Annotated in this window: 10 protein-coding genes; 1 reads left to right on the top strand and 9 read right to left on the bottom strand. The window is 77.0% G+C overall.

Annotation, left to right across the window (positions count from 1 at the left end; translation table 11 throughout):
* Positions 1-31 precede the first annotated feature (31 nt).
* Positions 32-2347 carry a lantibiotic dehydratase gene (locus C8054_RS08910; RefSeq protein WP_107156388.1) on the top strand — a complete coding sequence of 772 codons (2316 nt, stop codon included), beginning with the start codon at positions 32-34 and terminating at the stop codon, positions 2345-2347.
* Here the strand turns inward: C8054_RS08910 and C8054_RS08905 are convergent.
* The 9 genes from C8054_RS08905 to C8054_RS08865 are packed head-to-tail and all read right to left on the bottom strand — an operon-like array spanning position 2315 to position 26926.
* The gene (locus C8054_RS08905; protein WP_107156278.1) at positions 2315-7630 is read right to left on the bottom strand and encodes a non-ribosomal peptide synthetase/MFS transporter; all 5316 of its coding nucleotides are present in this window, start codon (positions 7628-7630) and stop codon (positions 2315-2317) included. The genes C8054_RS08910 and C8054_RS08905 overlap by 33 nt on opposite strands.
* The gene (locus C8054_RS33185) at positions 7627-11997 is read right to left on the bottom strand and encodes a type I polyketide synthase (RefSeq protein WP_107156277.1); all 4371 of its coding nucleotides are present in this window, start codon (positions 11995-11997) and stop codon (positions 7627-7629) included. Before C8054_RS33185 ends, C8054_RS08905 begins: the two co-directional genes overlap by 4 nt.
* A complete protein-coding gene (locus C8054_RS08895) occupies positions 11994-14297 on the bottom strand; it encodes a lantibiotic dehydratase (protein ID WP_107156276.1) in 2304 nt (767 codons plus the stop codon). Before C8054_RS08895 ends, C8054_RS33185 begins: the two co-directional genes overlap by 4 nt.
* Positions 14294-17797 (bottom strand): non-ribosomal peptide synthetase, encoded by a 3504-nt coding sequence (locus C8054_RS08890; RefSeq protein ID WP_107156275.1) that lies wholly within the window; start codon positions 17795-17797, stop codon positions 14294-14296. Before C8054_RS08890 ends, C8054_RS08895 begins: the two co-directional genes overlap by 4 nt.
* Positions 17794-19452, bottom strand: a complete 1659-nt coding sequence (locus C8054_RS08885) for a polyketide synthase (protein WP_107156274.1) — start codon at positions 19450-19452, stop codon at positions 17794-17796. The genes C8054_RS08890 and C8054_RS08885 overlap by 4 nt, the downstream gene beginning before the upstream one ends.
* Positions 19449-21803, bottom strand: a complete 2355-nt coding sequence (locus C8054_RS08880) for a non-ribosomal peptide synthetase (protein WP_107156273.1) — start codon at positions 21801-21803, stop codon at positions 19449-19451. The genes C8054_RS08885 and C8054_RS08880 overlap by 4 nt, the downstream gene beginning before the upstream one ends.
* Positions 21800-23161, bottom strand: coding sequence for a DUF6002 family protein (locus tag C8054_RS08875; RefSeq protein ID WP_107156272.1), 1362 nt, complete (start codon positions 23159-23161; stop codon positions 21800-21802). Before C8054_RS08875 ends, C8054_RS08880 begins: the two co-directional genes overlap by 4 nt.
* Entirely contained in the window at positions 23152-24321 is a 1170-nt protein-coding gene (locus C8054_RS08870; RefSeq protein ID WP_107156271.1) for a potassium transporter TrkA, read from the bottom strand. The genes C8054_RS08875 and C8054_RS08870 overlap by 10 nt, the downstream gene beginning before the upstream one ends.
* A complete protein-coding gene (locus C8054_RS08865) occupies positions 24302-26926 on the bottom strand; it encodes an amino acid adenylation domain-containing protein (protein ID WP_107156387.1) in 2625 nt (874 codons plus the stop codon). Before C8054_RS08865 ends, C8054_RS08870 begins: the two co-directional genes overlap by 20 nt.
* Position 26927 lies beyond the last annotated feature (1 nt).

Here is a 26927-nt window from a genome sequence, read left to right as displayed (position 1 = left end):
CGTGGATCCCGTCGATGCCTACCATTGCCGGGTGCCCCGAGAGCATCTCACGCCCCTGACCGGAACCCCGTGGCACGTCTGGCGTTCCGCGCTGCTGCGCTCGGCCGGCTTCCCGGCCGCCGGGATGCGCCGGTTCGCCGCGCCCGCGCTCGCCGCCGTCGCCGACGCCCACCTCGCCGGGGCCTGCGACGAGGCCACGTTCGACGCCGCGTTCGACGCCGCCGCCGCCGAGCTGGGCCGGGCGGTCCACGACGTCGCCCGGGACGACGCGTTCCGCACGGCGCTCACCTGGCAGAACCCGGCGGTGCTGGTGGCTGTCGACGCGATCCGGCGGGACGGCCCGCACGCCCCGCGCAACCTGCGCCGGCGCCACCGGGAGGAGGTGGTGGCGAAGTACTGGCAGCGCTACTGCCTCAAGAACGACACGGTCGGCTTCTTCGGCCCGATCTGCTGGACCGAGCTGGGCGGTCCGGGTCCGGTCGTCACCGTACGGCCGGGTCCGGCCCTGACCCGGGACCGCCGGGTCTTCCTGGAACGGTGGGGGCTGGACGCGCTCGGCGCGGCGTTCGCCCACACGGCCGGCGTCCGCGACTGGCTGCCGGTGCGCCTGTCGCCGGAGTTGACGCTGCGGGACCGGGTGCTGCGGCACCCGCACCGCGCGCCGCAGGCGCTGCCGGCGGGGACGGCCGCGCTGCTGGCGCTGGCCCGACGGCGGCCACGGGTCGGGGACCTCGTCGCCGGGGTGCTCGCGGACCCGGCCAGCGGTTTCCGCCGCGCCGCCGACGTGCACGCGCAACTCGACGCGCTCGCCGGCAGCGGCGTGCTGCGGATCGGCTTCGACCTGCCGGTCGACCTCACCGCCGAGGACGCGCTGCGTGACCAGCTCGCCGCGATCGGCGACGACGCGCTCCGCGCCCGGCTGCTCGGCGAGCTGGCCGAGATCGGCGCGCTACGCGACGCGGTGGCCGCCGCCGACGACCCCGACGCGCTGGCCGCGGCGATGTCCACGCTGGAGCGCCGGTTCGTCGAGCTGACCGGCCGGCCCGCGCGGCACCAGCCCGGCGAGGTGTACGCCGGGCGCACCCTGTGCCATCTGGAGACCGTACGCGACCTCGACATCCGTTTCGGCGACGCGCTGCTGCGCCGGCTCGCCCCGCTGGAGCCGCTGCTGCTGTCGGCGCGGTGGCTGACGGCGGCGATCGGCGACGCGTACGCCGACGCGCTGGCCGCCCTCCACCGCGACCTGTCGGCCGACGCGGGGAGCCCGGACGTGCCCCTGGCCGACCTGTGGTTCCACGCCCAGGCGGTGGTGTTCGGGGCGGACCCGCCCAGCGCCGCCGTCACCGCCGACTTCCTGGCCCGCTGGGCGACCGTGCTCGGGCTGGCCGACGCCGACCCCGACGCCCGCGAGTTGCGCTTCGACGCCGCCGAGCTGACCGCCCGGGTCGCCGCCGCGTTCCCCGCCACCGCGCCCGGCTGGGCCGCCGCCCGGATCCACAGCCCGGACGTGCACCTGTGCGCCCCGGACGAGGCGGCGCTGCGGCGCGGCGACGTCACCGTCGTGCTCGGCGAGCTGCACGTGGCCCTGGCCGCGTTCGACACGCACTTCTTCGCCCACGGCCACCCCGATCCGCAGCGGCTGCGCGACGCCATGCGCGCCGACCTGCCCGAGGGCCGGGTGCGGCTGCTGGCCCCGGTGGACTGGCCCCGGCACACCGCCCGCATCGCGGAGTGGCTGCACGGACCGGCCGACGCGCAGCTCGGCTTCACCGGCGCACCCGGTGCCGACCCGGACCGCCTCGTGCCGATCACCGACCTCACGGTGCGACCCGATGCCGACGGCGGCCTGCGGGCGTACGCCGGGGACGGGCGGCAGTGGCCGCTGCTGGAGGTGTTCGCGCCGCTCGTCGACCACCAGGTGTTCGACACGTGGAAGCTGGCCGGGAACGCCGGGCACACGCCCCGGGTCACCGTCGACGATCTGGTGCTGGTGCGGGAGACGTGGCGCACCACGGTCGGCGCGACCGGGCTGCACACGGTGAAGGGCGAGCGGGCGCGCTACCTCGCGGTGCGGCGCTGGCGGCGCGCGCTCGGCCTGCCCGAGCAGGTCTTCGTCCGGGTCGACACCGAACTCAAGCCCACCTTCGTGGACCTGACCAGCGGCGTCTACACCCGGCTGCTGTGCACGCTGCTGCGCGGCGCGCACGAGCGGGGCGGGGACCGGGTCGGGTTGACCGTCACCGAGCTGCTGCCCGGCCCCGGCGACGCCTGGCTGACCGACGCGGCCGGCCGGGCGTACGCCTCGGAGCTGCGGCTACAGATCGTCGACCCGGCGCAGTCGCGGTAGCCACTCGGCCGCGTCCGCCGGGGCGTCCGGGGTCTCGGTGTCGAAGTGGCGCAGCCGGCGCATGCCGTAGGCGCCCGCCGCCACCACGGCCAGCGCCAGGCCGGACACCACGAACGCGAACCCGAGCCCCCGGCCGGGGCCGGTCCCGATCAGCGCGCCGACGCTGCCGGCCAGGGCGCCGCCCGGGGCGAACATCGGTTCGAGCACGGCACCGCTCAGCGGCACCAGCACGGCGAAGCCCAGCGGCAACGTCGCCCAGGTCAGTGTCTGGATGATCGCCAGCACCCGGCCGTGGAACCGCTGCGGCACCTTCACCTGGATGAGCGACAGGTAGATGCCGTTGTGCAGGCCCAGACCGAGGCCCACGCCGAAGCTGCCGAGCGCGATCAGCGGCAGGCTCGGGCGTACGCCGCTGAGCACCAGGCTGATCGCGACCCCGAACGCGATGGCGATCAGCGCGGGCATCCGGCGTCGGGTCGGTCCGCCCCAGACCGCGACCGCCAGCCCGCCCAGGACCGCGCCCAGCGCCTCGGCGAACGCCACGGTGCCGACCTGGCCCATGGTGCCGAACGCCAGCACCATCGGCGGCACCAGCAGCAGGCTGGCCAGGCAGAGGTTGTAGAGCGAGAAGAAGCCGAGCATGGCCCGGAAGCCCGGCTCCGCCCACGCCATCCGCGCCCCGCCGACCAGTTCGGCCAGGAACGGCTCCTTGCGGCGGCGGCCGAGCAGCCGGGGGAAGCGCACCACCGCGAGCACGCCGATGGCGACCGTGTAGCTCACCATGTCGATCAGCAGCACCCCGGTCAGGCCGATGGCCGCGAGCAGGCCCGCCGCCAGCAACGGCACCGCCAGCGAGCTGAGCCCCACGGCGAGCTGGGCGATGCCGTTGGCGTGGCCCAGGTAGCGCTTCGGCACGACCTGCGGGATCGCGGCCAGGTAGGTGATGCGTTGGAACACCGACGCCGCGCCGAGCACACAGACCAGCGTGTAGACGGCGGCCAGCCCCAGCCGGTCGGTCCACAGCAGCGTGGCCAGCAGCGCCTCCGCCGTCACCGCGACCGCGCAGGCGGCGATCAGCACCCGACGCCTGTCGAACCGGTCCGCGACGGTGCCGGCGACCGGCAGCGCCAGCAGCGCCGGCAGGTAGGCGATCACCCCGGACAGGCCGAACCACAGCATCGACCCGGTGCTCAGGTAGACCCAGACCGGCACCGCCCACTGGGTCAGCGCCGAGCCGGTGGCCGAGACGAGCTGGCTCGCGGTGAGCGCCAGGAACCGGCGTATGCCGGGCTGCACCCCGGCCTCGACGGCGGCCGGGTCGGCGCTGGTCGCGGCGAGTTCCCAGCCGTCACCGGCGACCGGAGCGGGCGCGGTGCCCGGCGCGGACAGACCCGGGTGGGTGAGCACCTCGGCGAGCGCCCGGGCCCGCTGCTTGACGAAGTAGTGCCCGGCCTGGTCGAGCACCACAAGCGCGGTGGAAGCGCCGAGGAAGCCCCACTCGCGGTAGCGCTCCTCGTAGTACTCGGTGAGCACGTCGTGGGTGCCCACCACGGAGATCACCGGCGCGGGGACCCGGACCGGCTCGGCGTCCAGCCAGGCGGTGAACCGCTCCTGCGCCTCCGCCGCCTCGCGCCGTACGTGGTGGACGAACCGGTCGACCTGGGCCGGGTCCAGGTCGGCCAGCTCGGCGCCGATCGACCGCAGGAACGTCTCGTAGCGCCGGTCCGCGCCCCGCGCGTCGACCCAGTCGACCAGCCGGCCGAGCATGTTGTCCGGCCGGGCGGTGGGGAACACGCCACCGGCGTAGATCGCCTCGATCGGCCGGCCCCGCTCGTGCAGCCGCCGGGCGATGCCGGTCAGCAGCGCGCCGCCCACGCAGTGGCCGTAGAGGACCAGCGGGCCGTCCACCCGGTCCTCGATCTCGGCCACGCACCGCTCGACCAGCTCGTCGAAGGGCAGCTCGGTGTCGTCGACGCCGACGTCGTGCCCGGGCACGGCCAGCGAGTAGAGCGTGTGCCCGGGCGGCAGTTCGTCCGCGAGCGGCTGGTAGATGCTGGCCAGCCCGCCGCCGTAGGGCACGCACACGTAGGACCGCACCCGCTGTGCCGCCGGCACCGGCCGGGTCAGCTCGTAGAGGAGCGGACGCCGGCGGTCGTCGGCCGGACCGTCGATCAGCGCGGCCAGCCCCGCCACTGTGGGGTGCTGGAACAGGTCCATCACGCCGACGTCGACCGGCCCGTACGCCGCGCGCAGCGTGGCCAGCATCCGGATCGCCAGCAGCGAGTGCCCGCCGAGGGCGAAGAAGTCGTCGTCGAGGCCGACGTCGGCGACCCCGAGCGCGTCCTGCCAGGCGGCGGCGACAGCCCGTTCGACAGCTGTGACCGGTGGGCGGTGCGCCGCGTCGCCGCCGCCGTCGGGCACCGGGTCGGGCAGCGCGGCGATGTCCAGTTTCCCGTTGGCGGACAGCGGCAGCGCGTCCAGCGGCACGAACGCCGACGGCACCATGTAGTCCGGCAGCCGCCGCCGCAGCGCCTCCCGCAGCGCCGCCGGGTCGACCGCCCCGGTGCCCGCCGCCGGTGTCACGTACGCGACCAGGCGCTGACCGGCGGGGGTGGCGCCGCGGACCGCGACGGCGGCGGCGCCGACGCCCGGCTGCTCGCGCAGCACGGCGGCGATCTCCCCCGGTTCGATCCGCAGACCTCGCAGCTTCACCTGGTCGTCGAGGCGACCGAGGTACTCCAGGGTCCCGTCGGCCCGCCAGCGGGCCCGGTCGCCGGTGGCGTAGAGCCGCCCGCCGGCCGGGCCGAACGGGTCGGGGCGGAACGCGTCGGCGGTGAGCCCGGGCCGGCGCAGGTAGCCCCGGGCCACCTGCACCCCGCCGAGGTGGAGCTGCCCGGCCACCCCGACCGGCACCGGCCGCATGGCCCGGTCGAGCACGTGGGCGCGCACGTTGCGGATCGGCCCGCCGATCGGCACCCGGGTGACGGCGGCCAGCGCGGCGGGCGTGGCCGCCCAGGCGGTCACGTCGATCGCCGCCTCGGTGGGCCCGTAGAGGTTGTGCAGCGCCGCCGCCGGGAGCGCGGCCACGGCCCGGCGGGCGAGGTCCAGCGGCAGTTCCTCGCCGCTGCACACGATCCGTCGCAGCGAGCCGCACCGGGCCAGCTCGGCGGCGTCGGCGGTGGCCAGGAACGCGTCCAGCATCGACGGTACGAAGTGGATTGTGGTGATCCGCTCGCGGGCGATCAGCTCCCGCAGGTACGCCGGGTCGCGGTGCCCGCCCGGCGTGGCCAGCACCAGCCGCGCGCCCACCACGAGCGGCCAGAACACCTCCCACACCGACACGTCGAAGCCGATCGGCGTCTTGTGCAGCACCGCGTCGTCCGGCCCCAACGCGAAGGCGTCCTGCATCCAGTCGAGCCGGTTGACCACGCCGGCGTGCGCGTTGACCACGCCCTTCGGTCGCCCGGTGGACCCGGAGGTGTAGATCACGTAGGCCGCGTTGCCCGGCCCGGCGGCGACCCGGCCGGCCCCCGACCCCGGCCGGTCCGGACCGGTCAACGGCAGCACCACGCCCGCGCCGGCGAGGCCGGTCGGCACCTCGTCGGCGAGCAGCACCTCCGCGCCGGCGTCGGCCAGCATGAACGCCAGCCGCTCCGGCGGATGGTCCGGGTCCAGCGGCAGGTACGCCGCGCCGGCCCGGTGGACGCCGAGCAGCCCGGCGACGAGCCGGCTGGAGCGGAGCTCGTGGACGGCGACGACCGACTCGGGCCCCACCCCGTGGGCGGTCAGCCGCCGGGCCACCCGGTCGGCGGCGGCGGACAACTCGGCGTAGGTCAGCCGGGTGTCGCCGTCGACCAGCGCCACCGCGTCCGGCGTGCGCCGGACCTGGGCGTCGAACAACTCGGCCAGGGTGCTCCGGCGCAGCGGGGCGGCGGTGTCGTTCCAGCCGGTCACCACCAGGTCCCGTTCGGCGTCCGACATGACCGGCAGCGCACCCACCCGGGTCTGCGGCGACGCGACGGCGGCGGCGAGCAGCAGCAGGTAGCGGTCCGCGAACGCGGCCATGCCGGCCGGCTCGAACAGCGCGGTGTCGTACTCCAGCCGCAGCTCGTCGCCGGCGATCTCCAGCGACAGGTCGTCCATCGCGCCGCCGAACGCCGCGCCGCGCCCGGTCGGCAGGTGGTGGAACGTCACCTGGTAGAGCGGCGGCAGACCGGGGTCGCGGCGCACCGCCAGGTCCTCGACCAGCTTCTGGAACGGCATGTCCTGGTGGTCCCACGCGTCGAGCACCACCCGGCGGACCCGGCGGACCAGCGTCCGGAACGGCGGATCACCGGAGACGTCGACGCGCAGCACCAGCATGTTCATGAACATGCCGAGCAGTGGTTCCAGCTCGGCGCGGTCCCGGCCGGCCACCGGCATGCCGACCACGACGTCGTCGCTGCCCGACAGCCGGTGCAGCAACGCCACGAACGCGGCGAGCTGCACCATGAACGGGGTGGCGGCGGTCTGCCGGGACAGCTCGGGCAACGCCTCCGCCACGCCGTCGGGCAGGGCGCGGCGCACGTCGGCGCCGTGGAACGCGCGCGTCGACGGGCGCGGGCGGTCGGTGGTCAGCCCGTGCACGGCGGGCAGGCCGGCCAGCGTCTCCCGCCAGTACGCGCGCAGCTCGCCCCGGCGGGGGCCGTCGAGACGGTCGCGTTCCCAGGCCGCGTAGTCGGCGTACTGGACGGGCAGGTCGGGCAGGTCCGGCGCGCGACCCGCCACCGCGGCGGCGCACAGTTCGGTCAGCTCCGTGCGCAGGTTGAGCAGCGACGTGCCGTCGAGGATCACGTGGTGGCCGGCGAAGAGCAGCCACCAGGTGTCCGCGTCGAGCCGCAGCAGCCGCGCCCGCCACAGCGGCAGGCCGTCCATCGGCAGGTCGAGGCGGGCGTACTCGGCGACGATCCCGGCGCGGACCCGCTCCCGCTCCGACGGCGGCAGCCCGGACAGGTCGGTCACCGGCAGCTCCACCGGCACCGTCGGGTGGACGTCCTGCCGGAGTTCGCCGTCCACCAGGCACAGCGTGGTGCGCAGCGCCTCGTGCCGGTCGGTGACCGTCCGCAGCGCGGCGAGCGCCTGCTCCGGGCCCGCCCCGGCCGGTAGGGTGACCGCGTCGGTCATCGTGAACAGCGGCTGCCCCGGGCTGAGCTGGGCGGTGAACCAGACCCGCTCCTGGGCGTACGAGGCGGCGGCGCGGTAGACGCCGTCGACCGGAGTGAGGTCCGGCGGCGACTCGGTCACGCCGGCCGCCCCGGTCGGCGCAGGCGCGGGATCGGTGTCTCCGCCGCCGTGGCCGGCCCGGTGGCGCGCAGCGCCTCGATCCGGGCGGCCATCGCGGCGACCGTCGGCGCGTCGAACAGCACCCGCATGGACAGTCGGGCGCCGACGGCCTGGCGGATGCGCAGCACCAGGTGCGCCGCCACCAACGAGGTGCCGCCGAGCCGGAAGAAGTCGTCGTACGGGCCGACCTCGGCGACGCCCAGGACGTCGCGGAAGATCCCGGCGACGGTGGCGGTCAGGTCGCCGTCGACGGTGGTCGCGGTGGCGGTGGTCGCGGTGGCGGCCGAGGCGAGCCGCCGCTCGTGGCCGGCGACCGCGGCCACGGTGTACGCGCCGATCGCGACCGAGCCGGCGCGACTCTCGTCGAGGACCCGCCGCGCCGCCGCCGTCGCCGCCGCGGCGGGCAGGCCGTCGTGGTCGGGCACGCCGTCCTCCCGCCACGCGCCCCAGCCCAGCGCCACCACCCGGGTCGGCCAGCCGTGCGGGGCGCGGGCGTACGCGTCGAGGAACGCGTTGGCCGCCGTGTCGTCGACCCGGCCCAGGCCACCGGCGAGCGCGGTCACCGAGGCGCTGAGCGCCACGAAGTCCAGCGGCAGGTCACCGAAGACCTCGCGCAGCACCAGCGCGCCGGTGAGCTTCGGCCGCAGCTCCGTGGCGGCCTCCGCCAGCCGTGACCCGGCGGCCGGGCCGGTGTCCGGCCGCCGCGCGGCGTGGACGATGCCGTCGAGACCGCCGAGGTCGCGCAGCACCTCGACGCGGACCGCCCGCATCGCGTCCGGGTCGGCCACGTCGGCGGTGAGGTGCCGCACCCGGGCGCCGGCCCGCTCCAGCGCCTCGATCCGGGCGGCCGGCGGCGCGGTGGCGCGGCTCACCAGCACCAGCCGCGCGCCGGGCCGGGCCAGCTCGGCGGCGAACGCGCCGCCGACCTGGCCCGAGCCACCCGTGATCAGATACCGCCCGCCGTCCCGGACGACCGGCGCGGAGCCGGCCCGACCGCCGGCCGGCACCGCCGCGAACTCGCGCGTCCAGCGACGCCCACCGAGCCGCAGCGCGACCGCCTCGGCCCGGTCGACGCCGAGCAGCTCGTCGGCCAGCGGGTCGACGGCGGGTTCGCCCGGGTCGGCGTCGATCCAGTGACAGCGCAGCCGTGGGCGCTCCAGCGGCGCCGAACGCACCACCCCGGCGACCGTCGCGTGTTCCGGGCGCAGCAGGTCGGCACCGGTCACGTCGGCCACCCCGGCGGTCACCACGTCCAGCTCCACGTCGGTGTCCGGCAGCGCCTCCAGCAGCGTCAGCAGCGCGAGGTAGCCGTGGTCCTGGGCCGCCGACACGGCGGCCACGTCGGAGCCGGCCGGGTCCCCGTCGAGCGGCCAGGCGTGCACGACCCGGCCGGCGCGCTCGTCGTCGGCGCACTCGTCGAGCAGCCGACGGTGGTCGGTGACGCTTGTCGGCCGCACCTGGTAGCCGTCCGGGTGGACCGCGAAGGCCGGCCCGGGGCGGACCACCGTGACGTCGACGCCGCGTTCCCGCAGCCGCTCCGCCAGTGCCGTGCCCCGCCGGCCCGAGGCGAACAGCAGCAGCGCGGCCGGCACGTCGGCGGGTGCCGCGGCGGGCAGCTCGCGCCAGAGGGGAACCTCGACGACGCCGTCGTCGTGGCGGCGGTCGGCGGCCGGCGCGGCGGGCGCCACGGCCGCCGGCGCTGGCGCCGGGTCGATCCAGTGCCGGGTCCGCTGGTACGGGTAGCCGGGCAGGGACACCCGACGCGGCCGGCCGGGCGTGGGCAGGTGGACCGGCACCCCGGCGGTCCACAACCGGCCGGCCGCCTCGTGGGCGGTCTGCCGGTCGGTCAGCCGCTCCCCCGGCGCGGGCAGCGTGCGCAGCGGTGCGCGGGCCCCCGGCGGCAGGCTGAGCCGGGCCAGCCCGGCGAGCTGGCGGCCGGGGCCGCACTCCAGCAGCAGCCACCCGTCGGGCGGGCCGGTCGCCGCGAGGGCCGCCACCGTGGCCCCGAAGCGCACCGGCCGGCACAGTTGCTCCGCCCAGTACGCCGGGTCGGTGAGCTGCGCGTCGGTGAACGGCGCGGCGGTCGCCGCCGACCACACCGGCACCGTCGGCGCCCGGCGCGGCACGGCCGCCACCAGCGCCGCGAACTCGTCGCGCACCGGCTTCAGCAGCGGCACGTGCATCGCGTACGGCGTGCGCAGCGGCGTGCAGCCGATGCCGCGCTCGCGCAGCGTGTCGGCGAACGCGGTCACCGGCTCCGGCGCGCCGGCCAGCACGCAGGTCTGCGGCCCGTTGCTGATCGCCACCGCGACCCCGGCCGGCAGCAGCGGCGTGATCTCGTCGGCGCCGCGCTGCACGGCGAGCATCCGGCCCTCCGGCGCGGCCCGGACCAGCCGGCCCCGGGCGGCGGCGAGGCGCACCGCGTCGGGCAGGTCGAAGACCCCGGCGACGGTGGCCGCCACCAGCTCGCCGACGGAGTGGCCGAGCATCGCGGCGGGCGTGACGCCCCAGTGCCGCCACAGCGTCGCCAGCGCGTACCCGACCGTGAACAGCGCGGGTTGCAGCACCTCCGGCTCGGCCAGTCGCTCGTCGGCCCCGGGTCCCGCACCGACGAGCAGCTCGTGCGGGTCCCGGCCGAGGACCCGGGCGCACTCCTCGACGGCGGCGGCGAAGACCGGCTCGGTCGCGGCCAGCTGCGCGCCCATGCCCGGGTGCGCCGAGCTCTGGCCGGAGAAGAGCAGACCCACCCGGGGCGGGTACGCCGCGTCCCCGTCCCCCCGGCGTCGCGGATCGGTCAGGGCAGCCGCCGCCCGGGTCCGGTCCACCGCGACCACCGCGGCCCGGTGCCGGTACGTCGGCCGGCCCTCCCGCAGCGTGTACGCCACGTCGCGCAACTCCAGCTCCGGCCGGTCGGTGAGGTGGGCGGCCAGCCCGGCGCACGCCGCCGCCAGCGCGGCCGGGGTCGCGGCGGACACCTGGAGCAGCTCCCCGCCGCCGTCGTCCGGTTCGGTGGGGTCGAGCGGTGGGGCCTCCTGGAGCACCAGGTGCGCGTTTGTGCCGCCGAGGCCGAGCGAACTGACGCCGGCCCGCAGCGGGCGCTGCTCCGCCGGCTCCCACTTGGTCAGCGTCGACACCACGTAGAACGGGCTCGCCGCGAAGTCGATCTCCGGGTGGGGCCGGTCGTGGTTGATGCTGGGCGGGATCAGCCGGTGTCGCATCGACAGCACGGTCTTGATCAGGCCGACCACGCCGCCGGCCGCGCTGAGGTGACCGATGTTGGCCTTCGTCGAGCCGACCCCGCACCAGCCCCGCTCGGCGGTGCGCCGCCCGTACGCCGCGCTCAACGCCGCGATCTCGATCGAGTCGCCCAGGACCGTGCCGGTGCCGTGCGCCTCCACGTAGCTGACCGAGCGCGGAGCGACGCCGGCCACCGCGAGGGCCTGCACGACGACCTCCACCTGGCCGGTGACGCTGGGCGCGGTGAAGCCGGCCTTGGTCGCGCCGTCGTTGTTGACCGCGTTGCCGATGATCAGCGCCCGGATGTCGTCCCCGTCGGCCCGCGCGTCGGACAGCCGCTTGAGCACGACGACACCGACGCCGCTGCCGTAGACGGTGCCGTCGGCGCGGGCGTCGAACGGGCGGCAGTGCCCGTCGGCGGAGGTGTAGCCCTCGTCCGCGACGTACCCGACGGCGTGCGGCAGCTCCACGCAGACGCCGCCCGCGAGCGCCGTGTCGCACTCGCCGTTGCGCAGCGCCTCGCTGGCCAGGTGCACCGCGACAAGCGACGACGAGCAGGCGGTCTGCACGGTCATCGCCGGGCCCCGCAGACCGAGCCGGAACGACACGCTGCTGGCCAGGTAGTCCGGCTTGTTGCCCAACGACACCCGCAGCTCACCGGCGTCGGCCAGCGCGCGCGGGTTCCGCCGCACGTTGAGCCACTGGTAGAGGTCGGCGTTGCCGCCCGCGTACACGCCGATCTCGCCGTCGTAGCGGGCCGGGTCGCAGCCGGCGTCGGTCAGCGCGGCGTGCGCGTGTTCCAGGAACAGTCGCTGCTGCGGGTCGGCCAGCTCCGCGTCGCGCGGGCTCATCCCGAACAGGCCGGCGTCGAACTGGTCGACCTGGTCGAGCACGGCGGCCACCGGCACGTACGCCGGATCGTCGAGTTCGTCGGCGGCGACGCCCCGGGCCAGCAGTTCCGCGCGGCTGAACCGGGTGAACGACTCGGCGCCGTCGACCAGGTTGCGCCAGAACCGCTCCGCCGAGGCCGCGCCCGGCACGCGCAGGCTGAGCCCGACGATCGCGATCGGCTCCACTGTCTCGTTCGTCACGGCATGACCTCCGGCTCGGCGGCATCGCGGATGTGCAGGCGCAGCTCGCTGACGTAGTGGCGGCCCCGGCCGTCGGGCAGCCACGCCTGCGCCGGCGTGGGCAGCACCTCGGTCACCGTCACCGGCACGTCCGCGCCGCCCGCCCGCCGGGCCGCCCGCAGCATCAGGCAGAGCCGGTTGGCGTAGAGCGGGCTGGTCAGGTCGACGTACTCGGGTTTCAGCTCGGTGGCCACCCGGACGAAGACCCGCTCCGGCAGGCCCAGCGCGGCCCGCCACCGGCGTACCGCGAGGTAACGGTGCGCCGGGTCGACGGCGTCGGTCAGGCCGGTCGCCCCGACCGTGACGCGCCACGTCTCCCGGGCCAGCACCAGCCGGTCCACGGTGACCCGGGGGCTGTGCGGGCGTTCGGTGATGAGTTTGAACGCGTCGCCGGCGTGCACCGCGATCAGGTCCGAGAACACCTCGACCAGCGGCCAGCGGGTGCCGTCGGGGCCGGTCGCCACCAGCACGCCGGCCACCTCGGAGACCACCGCGGCGTTGGCCGGCACCAGCCGGTCCCGGCCCGCGCCGGGGGCGTCGGCGAACGCGAGCCGGTGGTCGTCCGGCCCGAACAGGGACGCCGCCAGCCGGCCGCCGACCCGGGGGAAGTCGACCGGGTAGACCGGACGCAGCCGCGCCGGGCCCAGGTCCGCCGCGTACGCCCGGCGCAGCCGCGCCAGGTCGGGATGGCAGTGGGTGAACAGCTCGGCGTTGAACGTCGCGTACGCGGCGTGCAGCTCGCCGAGCACCGCGACGTACTCGGCGTCGGGTGACGCCGCGACGAGCTGGAGGTCCGGGCTGTGGATCCGGCCCGCGCTCCAGCCGGGACGGGTGGCCGGGAACTCCGCGGCGACCCGGGGCGCCAGCTCGGCCGCGTCGACCGTCAGCCGCGCGGTGCCGGCCGGCAGGTCGGCGAGCCGGAGCACCCGTTCCCAGCGGGCGGCGAAGTCGCGCGCGACCCGGTCGGCGGGCCGGTCACCGGGACCGAACAGCGGGCCCTGGGCGACGAACCACAGGTCCCCGAGCCGGACCGGCCCGTCACCGCTCAGGTCGTCGTGGAGGTCACGCAGCGCGTCGCCGTACGCCGTGGCCAGCTCGGCGGTGAGCCAGCGCGCGGCCCGCAACGGCAGGTCCAGCGCCGGGGCGAGGGCGTCGAGCAGATCCAGGCCGACGGTGAACTCGACGTCGCGGACGGTCTCCTCGTGGCACAGCGCCCGCCCGGCGTAGTTCTGCCCGGCCCGGCGGCGCGGCGGCCGGCCGGTCAGTGCGGTGAACTCGGTGTCCAGGGCGGTCAGCGCGGCGGCCAGCGCGGCGGGGTCACCGGCGGCGTCGGCGACGCGGTCGCGGGCGGCGGTGAGCCGGTCCAGTCCGGCGCGGGCCGGCTCCCGGGCCGCCGGGTCGCCGACGGCGTCGATCCGGGCGCGCAGGCCCGCCTCCGCGGCGAAGCCCGGCGGCAGGTCGAAGTCCCAGCGCAGCAGCCCCCGCTCGGCCAGGTGGGTGAGGAGCAGGAACCCCTCCTCGGGCCGGCGCACGCCGGTCTGCTCGTCGCGGACCAGGTCGTCGACGACCTCCCGGGCGGGGCGGCGTCCGTCGCAGCGGGCCAGCGCGATCGACTCGGTCAGCGACACCGGGGCGGGACGCTGGGCGGGCCGGTGCACGACCCGCCCGTCGAGGTGGACGTGCGGCGCCAGCGTCGGGGCCAGCCAGGACCGCAGCAGCGGGTCCGCCACCAGCCGGTCGGCGTACGCGGACAGCGCCCAGTGTTCCAGGTGGACGACGCGCCGGCGGAGCAGGCCGGGGCCGGGCCGGGCGGTGACGGCAGCCGGACCCGGCGCCACGACGCCCCAGCTCACCGGGCCGAAGAAGCCGATGGTCTCGCACTTGGCGACGTAGCGCTGCCAGTAGCCGGCGACGACGTTCTCCCGGCCCCGGCGGCGGACGTTGCGCGGCCCGTCCGGGCCGTCGCGGACCAGCCCGTCCAGCGCCACCAGCACGTCCGGGTTCTGCCAGGTGACGGCCTCGCGGAACAGCGGGTCGGCGGCGATCCCGCACACCGCCGCCGAGGCCGCCCGGGTGGCCTCGGCGTACGCGGCCGGGAACGCGGCGTCGTCCACCTGGCCGGCGAGGTGTCGGTCGGCGGCGGCGGCGCACTCCGGGGCGGCGAAGCGGTCCAGGCCGTCGGCCGGGAACCCGGCGCCGCGCAGCAGCGCGTCCCGCCAGACCGACCAGCCGGTGTCGCCGAGGGGTACCAGGTGCGTCATGCCGGCTCACCCGCCCCGGCCGGCCCGTCGGCGGTCCGGCGCAGCACCCGCTGGCGGCGCACCGCGCCCCGGCGGGCGGCCCGTTCCACCGCCGCGTCCTCGGCGCTGTCGCCGGGCGACCCGGCGGCGGCGTGGCCGTTGTCCAGGTGCGCGGCGAGCGCGCGGACGGTCGGGTGGTGGAACAGGTCCACCACCCGCAGGTCGGTGCCGAGCAACCGGTTGAGCTGCCGCTGCACCACGGCGACGGCCAGCGAGCCGCCGCCGACGTCGAAGAAGCTGTCCGTGGCGGCCACCTCGGGCACGCCGAGCACGTCGCACCAGACCGACGCGATCCGCCGTTCGGTGGCGGTGGCCGGGCGGGCGGCGACCGCGCCCGGCCGACTCGCGGCGCGGGTGACCGGCGCGGCCCGGGGCACCCCGCCCGGGCTCCCGGCGGGAACGGCAGTCCAGGCCGGCAGCTCGGAGACCGGCCGGCCGGGATCGGCGGCCCCGGCGCGCAGCATCCGCTCCACCTCGCCCAGCACGGCCACCATCAGGTCGCCGCCGTAGACGTCGGGGTTGAACACGATCTCCACCCGGAGCTGCCCGTCCCGGGTCACGCCGTACAGGGTGAGGTCGAACGGGGACCCGGGCGCGGCCACCGGCACCGGCTCGCTGGTCAGGCCGGCCAGGTCCAGTTTCGGCTCGTCGAACGTGTACATGTTGAACAGCACCTGCACCAGCGGGCTGCGGTCCAGCAGGCCGCCCAGGCCGAACCCGCCGACGACGCGTTCCACCGGCGCCTCCGGGTGGGCGAGCGCGGCGAGCAGCTCGGCCCAGGCGGCGCGGACGTGCGCGGCGAAGCCGGCCTCCGGGAGCGGATGCAGCCGCAGCGGCGCGATCTCGATGAAGAACCCGACCATCGGCGCGAAGTCGGCCGCGCGCCGGTCCACCGTCGGGGTGCCCACGAGCAGGTCGGGCAGGCCGGTGCGGCGGGCCAGGACCAGCGCGAACGCGGCCAGCACGGCGGCGGCCGGGGTCGCGCCGAGCCCGGCGGCGAGGTCGGTCAGGGCGGTGGTGGCGGCCCGGTCCAGCCGGGTGCCGACCGTCGCGCTGGCGTACGTCTGCTCGGCCGGCCGTTGCCGTCCCCCGGGCAGCTCCACCACCACTGGCGCGCCGTTCAGGTGCGCCAGCCACCAGTCCAGGTCGGACGCGCCGCGACGCCGGGAGCGCTCCTCCCGCCACGCGACGTAGTCGCCGTACGTGGCGGCCAGCGGCGGCAGCGGCGGCCCCTGCCCGAGCGCGGCGCGGTAGGCGGTGGCCAGGTCGGCGTGGAACAGCGACTGGGACCAGCCGTCGAACACGGCGTGGTGGGCGTAGACGGCCAGCACGTGCTCGTCGACGCCGGTCCGGATCAGCTCGGCCCGCCACAGCGTGTCGGTGGCCAGCGCGAACGGCCGCGCCGCGCCGGCCGCGAGGTGCGTGGCGAGGTCCGTGCCCGGCGGGAGGTCGCGTACCGGCAGCGGCACCGGCGTGGGCGGGTCGACCACGGCGTACGGGACGCCGTCGGTGTCGGGGATGCGCCACCGCAGGATCTGCTGGCGGTCCGCGACGGCGGTCAGCGCGGTGGCGAGCGCCGCGACGTCGAGTCCGCCGGTGAGCCGTTCGGCGAAGGCGACGTTGTAGGCGGACGCGGCGGCCGGGAAGTAGCGGTCGAGGAACCACAGCCGGCGCTGCGCCGGGGACAGGGCGGGCGGCCGGCCCCGGACGGCGGCGGTCGGGTCGGTCCCGGCGGCGGCGTCGACGCGGGCGGCGATGCCGCGCAGCGTCCGCCCGAGCAGCACGTCCTCGACCGCGACGTCCCGGCCCAGCCGCTCCCGCAGGTCGGCGACGAGCCGCATCGCGGCGATCGAGTGTCCACCGTGGTGGAAGAAGTCGGCGTCGCGGTCGACGGCCGGCGCGTCCAGCAGCGCCGACCACGCCCGCGCGACGAGGCGTTCGGTGTCGGTCGCCGGCGCCTCGCCGGTCGGTGCCGGCTCCGGCGCGGCGGCGGTGAGCGCGGCCAGCCGGTCGACGTCGATCTTGCCGTTGATGGTGACCGGCAGCGCGGGCATGGTGTGCATCCGCGCCGGCACGGCCGCCGCCGGCAGCAGCCGCGCGCAGTGGGCGCGCAGCTCGGCCACGTCCAGGCGGGTCGCCACGTACGCGACGAGCTCCGGCCCGCCGGGGCCGCCGCGTGCCTGGACACTGGCCAGGTCGACGTCGGGGTGGCGGCGCAGCACCGCCTCCACCTCGCCCAACTCGATGCGCTGCCCGCGGATCTTGACCTGCCGGTCGGCCCGGCCGAGGAACTCCAGGTTCCCGTCCGGCCGCCGGCGGGCCAGGTCACCGGTGCGGTAGAGGCGCTGCCCGGGCCGGTCGGTGAACGGGTCCGGGACGAACCGCTCGGCGGTGCGCGTCGCGTCGAACAGGTAGCCCCGGCCGAGACCGGGCCCGCCGGCCAGCACCTCACCGATCTCGCCGGGACCGACCTCGCGGAACCGGTCGTTGACGAGGTGGACGCGGTGGTTGGCGGCCGGCCGGCCGATCGGGATGGGCCGGGTCCACACCCCGCTGCCCTCGAACCAGGTCACCAGCACGGTCGCCTCGGTCGGGCCGTAGACGCTGACGAACCGCCGGCCGCCCTCGGTCCACCGGCCCACCTGCTCCGGGCCGGTCGCCTCCCCGCCGGTCATCACCAGCCGTACGCCGGGCAGCCGGGCCGGGTCCAGCAGCGGCAGGACCGGTGGCGGCAGCACCACCACGTCGACGTCCTGCTCGGCGCAGACGCGGTACAGCCGGGTCGGGTCGGCCCGCTCGGCGTCACCGGCCAGCACGACGGTGCCTCCGGCGGCGAGCGGGGCGAGCAGGTCGGCCACCGACGCGTCGAACCCGATCGAGGCGAAGGCCAGGCAGCGGGTCGAGGGGCCGAAGCCGGAGAACTCCGCGATGCCGGTGACCGCCTCGGTCAGCGCCCGGTGCTCGATCACCGCGCCCTTGGGCCGCCCGGTCGACCCCGACGTGAACATCACGTACGCGGTGGTGGCCAGCGTGGCAGGCGTCGGCTGCCAGGGCGCCGTCGCGGTGGGTACGTCCCGCACGGCGTGGTCGGCGAAGACGCCGGGCGCGACGGCCGGCGCGCCCACCACGACGCGCAGCCGGGCCTCGGCGGCCAGCTCGCGCAGTCGCGGCGCCGGCAGCGCCGGGTCGAGCGGAACGTAGCCGGCGCCGGCCGCCTGCACGCCCAGCAGCGCCACCACCAGGTCCGGGCGACGGTCCACGCAGACGCCCACGAGGTCGTCCGGGGCGATGCCGTCCGCGCGCAGCGACGCGGCGAGGGCGGCGGCGCGGCCGACCAGGTCGCCGTAGCTCAGCGTCCGGTCGCCCTGCGTCACGGCCGGCGCGTCGGGCCGCCGGGCGGCGTGCCCGGCGACCAGGTCGGGCAGGCACACCTCGGGATAGGGCAGGTGGGGACCGGTCATCGCGTCGCCTCGATCCAGTGCCGGGTCCGCTGGAACGGATAGCCGGGCAGCGGCACCCGCCGCCCCCGCGCCACCGGCGGGTCGCCACCGTCGCGCCAGGACCGGGTCGCGGCGTCCTCGGCCACCTGCCCGCCCCGGGCGAACGCGGTGAGCTGCGCGACCGCCTCCGGCACGTCGGTGCAGCCGACCGCGCCCCGGTGGGCCAGCCGCCGCCGGCCCACCGCCAGCGTGTACGCCACGTCCGCGACCGCGAGGTCGCCCTCGGCCAGCCGCGCGGCCAGCCGCCCGGCCATCTCCCGCAGCGCGGCCGGGTCGGCCGCCGACAGCCCGAGCACCACCCGTTCGGTACCCGCCCCGGCCATCTCGTCCCGACCGCTCCCGGCGGGGGCCTGCTCCACCAGCACGTGCGCGTTGGTGCCGCCGAGGCCGAACGAGCTGACCCCGGCCCGCCGTGGCCCGTCCCACGAACGGGTCCGCGCGGTGACCTCGACGCCCGCCGCGGCCAGGTCGACGTCGCGGTGCGCGCCGGTGAAGCACGCCGTGCCCGGCACCTGCCCGGTCCGGACCGCGTACGCGGCCTTGATCAGCGAGATCACGCCGGCGGCGGCGTCCAGGTTGCCGACGTTGCCCTTCACCGAGCCGAGCAGCAGCGGGGCCCGACTGCCCCGCCGGGCCCGGACCAGCGCCTCGACCTCGATCGCGTCACCGACCGGCGTGCCGGTGCCGTGACCCTCCAGGTAGCCCACGTCGGCCGGATCCCAGCCCACCGACGCCAACGCCTCCGCCAGCACCGCAGCCTGCCCGGCCATGCCCGGCACGGTGAAGCCGGGCCGGTCCGCGCCGTCGTTGTTCACCGCCCACCCGGCCAGGACGGCGTGCACGTGGTCGCCGTCGGCACGCGCGTCGGCGAGCCGTTTGAGCACCACCGCGCCCGCGCCGTTGCCGAACACCTGCCCGGTGGCCGCCGCGTCGTAGGGGCGGCACACCCCGTCGGCGGCCAGCAGTCCGCCCGGCCGCAGGCGGTAGCCGGCCTGCCGGGTCGACACCACCGCCGCGCCACCGGCGACCACCACGTCGCAGCGGTAGTCCAGCAGGCTCTGCGCGGCCTGGCAGACCGCTACCAGCGAGGTCGAGCAGGCGGTCCGGACCGCCACCGCCGGCCCGGTCAGGCCCAGCGCGAACGCGGCACGGGTCGGCAGGTAGTCGCCGTCGGCGCCGGTCAGCACGTCGTCCCAGTCCTCGGCCAGGTCCCCGGCGGCGGGCCGCAGAGCCGGGCTGCCCAGCAGGTGGTGACGCAGGTAGCGGTTGGGGCCGCAGCCGGCGAACACGCCGATCTGGGCCGGGTCGCGGTCGGGATCGATGCCGGCGTCCTCCAGCGCGTGCCAGGCCACCTCCAGGAACAGCCGGTGCTGCGGGTCGAGCAGCGCCGCCGCCCCGGCCGGGTAGCCGAACAGGCCCGCGTCGAACCCCGCCAGGTCGTCGAGCCGGCCGAACACCGGCACCCAGTCGGGGTCGGTGGGCGCGCCGTCGGCGGCGGTGAGCCGGCGTACCGACGCCGTGCCGGCCAGCAGGTTGCGCCACAGGGTGACCGCGTCGTCCGCGCCGGGCACCCGGCAGGCCAGCCCCACCACCGCGATCCGGTCGTCCTCACTCATGTGTCGCCCTCCCCCGGGCCGCCGCCCCGCGCGGCCCGGCGCCGCGCCATCCGGCGGCCGACCGCCGCCAGGCGACCGTCCTCCGGCCCGCCGACCGCGCCTCCCGCCGTCAGGTGCGCGGCCAGCGACGCCACCGTCGGGAACTCCACCAGCCGGGCCAGCGGCACCCGCCGCCCGAGCTGTTCCTCCAGGTGCTTCTGCACCAGGGCGAGCTGGAGCGAGTGGCCGCCGGCGGCGAAGAAGTTCACCCCCCGGTCCACGGTGGGCAGTCCCAGCACCGCGCGCCAGCCCGCCGCGATGGTCTCCTCGACCGGCCCCGACGGCGGCCCACCGGCGGGGCCGTCGGCCGCCGCGTCCGGGTCGGGCAGGGCGGCCGGGTCGAGCTTGCCGGTCGGGCCGGTCGGAAGGTCCGCCACCGGCACCACGGCCCGGGGCACCATGAAGTCCGGCAGCACCGCCGCCAGCCGCTCCCGCAGCACCGCCGGCCGCGGGTCCGCACCGCCGGCCGGCACGACGTACCCGATGATCTCCTGCTCGCCGGCGCCGGCCGCGCCACGCCGCGCCACCACGGCCGCCCGGCCCACCCCGGGCAGCCCGGCCAGGTGGGCCTCGACCTCACCCAGCTCCACCCGGTAGCCGCGGATCTTCACCATCCGGTCGCTGCGGCTCAGGAAGACCAGCGTCCCGTCGGGCAACCGCCGGGCGACGTCCCCGGTCCGGTACGCCCGCACCCCGTCGTGCGCGGTGAACCGGGCCGCCGTCAGCTCCGGCAGCCCCAGGTAACCGAGCGCGACGTGCGGGGTGCGCACGACGACCTCGCCGGTCCGGCAGGTGGGGCGCCCGGCCGGGTCGGTCAGCACCACCTCGACGCCCGGCAGCGGGTGCCCGATCGGCACCACGGCCCGCTCCGGTCGGGCGTCGGGCGGCAGGTGGTGCTGCGTGGCGAAGCTGATCTCGGTGGTGCCGTACCCGTTGACGAACACCACGCCCGGCGCGAACGACCGCCGGGCCAGCGTCACGTCGTGCCGGGTGACCTCCTCGCCGCCGAGCAGGACCGCCCGGACCGACGGCAGCCGCCCGCCGTCGCCCAGGCTCGCCACCAGGTAGCGGTAGACGGTGGGGGTGGAGTGGTAGACCGTGACGCGCCGGTCGGCGAGCGCGCCGGCCAGGTGACCGAGGCCGTGCGCCCGCACGTCGACGGGGACGGCGGCGGCCCCGGACAGCAGTGCGGCGAACGTGTCGGTGACCGCCATGTCGTAGCCGAACGAGGTGAGCACGCTGGTGCGGTCGTCCGGCCGGACGGCGAAGTTGCGCACGTGGTTACGGATGCCGAACAGCACGTTGCGGTGACTCTGCACCACCCCCTTCGGCCGCCCGGTCGACCCGGAGGTGTAGAGCACGTACGCCGGGTCGTCCGGCCGGGCCGGGCCGGTCGGCACCGGCGGGCCGGACCCGGGAACGCCCGGTCGCAGCGGCACCAAGGGCACCGCCGGCAGCCCGGCGTCGGCGGCCAGCGTGGCGGCGAGCCGCGCGTGCGCGGAGTCGGTGACGACGGCCCGTACTCCGGCGTCGCGCATCATGCCGGCCAGCCGGACGGTCGGGAACACGGGGTCCAGCGGCACGTACGCCGACCCGGACGCCAGCGCCGCGAGGATCCCGGTGATCGTGGCCACCCCGTGGCGGCACAACACCGCCACCGGCGCGGGCGGCGTCGCGGGGTCGCCCGGCCCGGTCAGCGCCGCCGCGGTCGCGGTCACCGCCGCGCCGAGGTCGCGGTAGGTCACCGTCGCGTCGTCGGCCAGCACCGCCACCCGGTCCGGGTACGCGGCGACCACCGCGGCGAACGCGGCGGGGATCGTCTCCCCGCGTACGGCGTCGGCCTCGGTGCCGTCGCCGCCGTGCAGCCGGCCCAGGTCGGGCGCCGGACGCCGTTCGTAGCGGGCCACGCGCAGCACGTCGGCCGACGACGCGTCCGGGTCGAGCGCGGACAGCACGTCGGCCAGGTCGGCGCGCAGGTCGTCGGCGTAGTCGTCGGGCAGGCCGGTCAGCGTGCCGGCGCGCAGGTCGGGGTCGACCCGGACGACCGCGTCGGGGGTGACGCCGGGCGACGCCGGGCGCAGCGCGCGCCACAGCTGGCGAATCGGGGCGTCGACGGTCAGGTCCAGCGTCACCGGCTCGTCGCCGTGGCCCAGCGTCACCACCTGGACGCCGGTGTACCGGCGGACCAGCAGCGCGGTCGCGGTGAGGACCACTGTGGCCGGCTCGACCCCGGCGGCCCGGGCCCGCGCGACGAGTCGCTCGGCCGGCCCGGCGGGCAGGCCGAGCGGGTGGGCGGCCGGCGTCGGACTCACCGTCGGCCCACGACGGCCGCCGCGACGTCGGCGACGGTCGACACCTCGGCGTCCGCGTCGGCGACGGTGAAGTCGTCGGCGTAGCTGCCGGTGCCGTGCACCACGATGTCGCGTCCGGCCGGCACCAGACCCCGGTCGACGGCGTTGCAGACGCCGGTCAGCGCCATCACGATGGACCACTCCCGCAGCCGTCCGGGCTCGTCCGGCAGCACGAGCCCGGCGTCGGCCAGCCGTCCCCGGACCGCCGGGTAGCGCTCGACGCACTCGCGCCGCGACACCACGATGCCGTCGCCGCCGTACCGGTCGATCAGCGCGTTCATCGAAGGGGAGGTCACCGGGCGGTGGGTGTAGAAGGTCGGGTCGAGCACCTCGGCCGGGTCGTCGGTGACGGCCGGGAAGCGCGGGTCCTTCTCCTGCGTCCAGGCGTCCAGGCTCTCGTCGCGGGTCCAGGTCGGGACGTTGTCCCGCGCGAACGAGCCGTGGCGCAGGCTGAGCACCATGTCGGGCGTGCCGAGGTGCTGCACGAGCAGGAAACCGGGACGGTCGTCCGGGTCGGCCCGGCCGGCCGCCTCCAGCACGTCGCGGCCGAGGTTGTAGCCGAGCAGACCGAACGCGCTGGAGACGGCGTGGGCGTGCCAGCGGGCGGGGGCCCCGCCGGTCGGGGCGACCTCGGCCTCGAACGCGGCCCGGGCCGCGTCGGCCACCAGGTAGTTCTTCAGGTCCAGCGTGTACCAGAGCGTGACGCCGTGCTCGTCGTGCAGCCGGGCGGCGTACGCGTCGACGAACGCGCGGCCGAGCGCCTTCACGCCCTCCGGGTCGTCGCCGGTGTAGCGCAGCAGCGGGTTGAGCCGGCGGGCGACCGGGTCGGCGGCGAGCGCGTCGTGGCGGAACTTGTGCCGGGTCGCCCGCGGCGCGAGCACCACGATGGCGAGCTGCTCGGGCGTGACCAGCCCGGCCGCGTACGCGCGAGCCACCGCGTCACGCAGCGCGACACCCTTGTTGGCGGAGGTCGGGGTGACGATGCGCAGCCGGTCGCCGGTACGCCGGATGTGTTCCACCGCGCGGGCGACGATCACCAGGGACGCGAACGTCTTGGTGGTCCGGGTGCCCGGGTTGCCGGTCAGGTCGAGCAGGTGGAGGCGGTGGCCGCCGTACTCACCGAGCGGGGCCCAGCGCACCGTGGCGGCGGCGTAGAAGTCGCGCACGGCCGGGGTCAGCTCGGGCAGGTCGAAGCCGGGCGCGAAGCCGGGCGTGCCGGCGGCGTCGCCGGGGACCGCGCCGCACCGCCGCACCGCCGAGGCGATGACGTCCTGGTAGTCGGTGATCAGGTTGCGGGCGGTCGGGGCGGTCACGGACATCGGGCTTCCTCCCACACACTCCGGGCACGGGCCGGTGCCGGCGGCACCGCTCGCAGGTGGTCACGCAGGGCGGTGAACCGGGTGAAGACCTCCGGCAGCTCGCCGGCGTGCCAACCGCCGGCCAGGTCCGGCCGGTACGCCGCCAGCGCCACCCGGGCCCGCTCCGGGTAGCGCACGTGACCGTCGTCGACCTCGACGCCGTCCCGGCGCCCGGCGGCGGTGTTCCAGGCCGACGCGTGCGCCACGTCGACGCCGGCCGGCAGGCGCAGTTCGGCCCGGCCGTCGCGCAGTCGGACCGGATAGCCGCCCGGCAGGCCCAGCGGACCGGGCAGGTTCGCCACCACCTCGTCCACGCCGACGGCCAGCGCCGCCACCACGGCGGCCCCGGCATGCCCGGCCAACGCGTTCAGCTCCGGGCGGGGCAGCGCGCGGTAGCCGGCGAGCAGCGTCGTGACGTCCGGGACCTCCCGGCCGTCCAGCCAGGCGCGCACCTCGGCGGTGTCGTCGGTGGCGGCCGGGTCGGGCGCGGCGAGATGGGCGTGGTGGCCGAGCACTGCCAACCGCCGGGGTCCGGGGCCGCCCAGCGCGGCGTCCAGGCAGGCGGCCAGCGTCGCCACGTTGCCGATGCCGCAGAGCACCGGCCGCCCGGCCGCGGCCAGCAGCGGGTTGACCGCGTCCGGGAAGGCGGCGTTCACCAGCGACGCGTCCGGCGCGCCGGCGGCCAGCGCGGCGGCCAGCCGGGACACCAGCTCGGCCTGCAACGCCAGCGTCACCCCGAACCCGGCGGCGGTGACCAGTTCCGTCCAGGCCGACGGCGCGTGCGTCCGCTCGTACGGCGACTGGGCCGACGCGGCGCAGACCAGCACGTCGGGCCGGAGCCGGGCCATCGACGCGGCATCGGCGGCGTAGCCGGCCCCGGGGTCGGTGGTGGACGGGGTGAACGGCCGGGCAGTGAACCCGACGGCGGTCCCGGCGACAGTGGCCCGCACCTGCGCACCCTGGGCCAGCCGGTCCGCCGCGGCCGGGTCGCGGGCCAGCACGGTCACCCGGAGCGGGACGGGGGTGTGGATCGCGGCCAGGGAGTCGCAGAGCGCGCGGGCGAGCCGGCCGCCGCCCACCACGACGACGTGCCGGGACGCGTCACCGGGCGGCGCGGACATCGCGTCCCCCGTCGGTGACCCGGGTCAGCCAGTCGGCGAACGACCCGGCGCGCAGGCAGCCCGCCGGGCTGACCTCGAGGCCGGCCATCTCGCGCACCCGCACCGCCACCCGCAGCGCGGTCAGCGAATGCCCGCCGAGGGCGAGGAAATTGTCGTCGTCGTGGACCGCGTCGACGCCGAGCGTGACCCGCCACGCCTCGCGCAGCCGGTCGGTGAGCACACCGCCCGGTTCGGCGGCGGGGTCCGCCCGCGGTCGGGGTGGCGGCGGCAGCTCCCGCCGCGCCACCTTGCCGTTGGGCAGCCGGGGCAGGTGGTCGACGAGGACGATCTGGTCCGGGCGCATCGCCGACGGCAGCGCCGACGCCAGGTAGCCCTGGAGCTGGGCGGTGGTCAGCATCTGGTCGGCGGGCTCGGCCCAGGGCGACCCGGTCGGCGGCTGCTCCCCCGACCGCACCGCGTAGAGGTAGCTGACGTCGGCGTCCGCGCCGACGTTCCAGTCGCCGATCTCGTGCACCGTGAACCCGGCCGCCGACAGCAGCTCGCGGGCCGGTGGCGCGGTGACGCTGCTGCGCTCGACCTCCAGGCACACCTGGCCGATGCGGGACCAGTGCTCCGGGCGCACCCCGCGCAGCACGCTCAGCTCGGCGCCCTCCACGTTGACCTTCAGCAGGTCGACCCGGTCGAGCGCGAACCGGTCCAGCAGCTCGGACAGGGTCACCGTCGGCACGGTGTGCGCCACCGGGGTCAGCCGGCGGCGTGCGTCCGCCAGCAGCGCGGCCCGTTCGGCGGCGTCGGCGGCGCCGCCGCCGTGCCGGTAGTGCGACCGGACCAGCTCCGACGCCGCCCCGGCCCGGTCGGCGCCGAGGCCGGACAGGTAGCTCAGCTCCGGAAACGAGATCAGCTCGGCGGTGCCGGCGACGTCGGTCACCGCCGCCTCGACGACGGACGCCGACGCGGCGTAGAGGCCGAGGTTGGCCCGCAGGTACGGCAGCGTGTCCGGATTCGGTTCGACAGCGACCAGGCGTACGTCGCGGGCCTGCCGGGTCGCCCAGAGCGCGAACAGGCCGATGTTGGCGCCCACGTCCACGACGACCGCGCCGTCACCGAGGCGGACGCCGAACCGGGAGTACTCCGCGTGGTCGAAGATCTGCCGGTAGAGGAAGACCGCCTCGTCGGGCGAGGCGGCGGTCACCGCCATGCCGTTGGGCAGCCGGAACCGGGGCAGCCCACCGACCGTCGGGGCGCGTCTCGGCCGGGGCACGACGTAGCCGACCAGGCGCGGCCCGGCGTCGGCGTCGGGCACGGTAACCACCACCGCGTCGTGCACCGCGGGATGCTCGCGCAGCACGGCCGCGACCTCGCCCGGTTCCACCCGCACGCCCCGGACCTTGACCTGGTCGTCGACCCGGCCCCGGAACTCCAGGAACCCCTGCGGCGCGACCCGCACCAGGTCACCGGTGCGGTAGAGCCGGCCGCCCGGCCGCTCCGGGTCGGGCCGGAAGCGTTCCGCGGTGAGCGCGTCGTCGCCCAGATAGCCCAGGCCGACCGCCACCCCGCCGAGCCACAGCTCACCGGTGTCCCCGTCGGCGACCGGCCGGCCCTCCTCGTCGCGCACGTGGGCGACCACGCCGTCGACGAGCCGGCCGATCGGGGCGATGCTGCCCGCGTACGGCTCCGCGCAGTCCCAGTAGGACACGTTGATCGAGGTCTCGCTCGGCCCGTACCCGTTGAACAGCCCGCACGGCAGCACTTCCCGCAGCCGCCGGACCAGCCGCATGTCCAGCGCCTCACCGCCGCAGAGCACCCGCCGTAGCGTCCCGCAGCCGGCGAACTCCGGCTCGTCCAGCACGTGCCGCAGCATGGTCGGCACGAAGTGCGCGGTGGTGACCGCCTCCCGCCGGATCAGCCGGACCAGGCCGAGGCTGTCGAACGGCAGCCCCGGACCGGCGACGACCACGACGCCGCCCGCGACCAGCGGGGAGAAGATCTCGTGCACCGACGCGTCGAACCCGATCGACGCCTTGTGCAGCACCCGGTCCTCGGCGGTGAAGCCGAACCGCTGGTGGCCCCAGGCCAGCCGGTTGACCAGCCCGGCGTGGTGCAGTACCGCCCCCTTCGGCCGGCCGGTGGAACCCGAGGTGAACAACACCAACGCGGCCTGTTCCGCGGGCGGCGCCCAGCCCGCGCGGTCCGGCGGGTCGAGGCCGGCCCCCACCCCGGCGGTACGCACGTCGCGCCAGAGCGTGCCCGCCGGTGCGGCCACCGTCGCGGGCCGGTCCGCGTGGAGCACGACGCGCGGGGCGGCCAGGGCGAGCATCTGTTCGGCCCGGCCGGAGGGCAGCTCGGGATCGACCGGGACCGCGACCGCGCCCGCCCCGAGCGTCCCCAGCAGCGACGTCACGTAGTCGGCGGACCGGTGCAGGTGCAGGGCGACCCGGTCGCCCGGCCGGACGCCGGCCCGGCGCAGCAGCTCCGTCGTCGCGTCGGCCCGCTCCCACAGTCGCGCGTAGCTCAGCTCGCCGTCCGGGGCGACGACCGCGATCCGGTCGGCGTCCGGGCCGGTGGGCCGGTGCACCAGATCGGTCAGGTAGCGCGGATCGGACATG

The sequence above is a fragment of the Micromonospora sp. RP3T genome (genome assembly GCF_003027925.1).
In the GTDB taxonomy this organism is placed as follows: domain Bacteria; phylum Actinomycetota; class Actinomycetes; order Mycobacteriales; family Micromonosporaceae; genus Micromonospora.
This window is presented reverse-complemented; position numbering and strand designations above follow the sequence as displayed.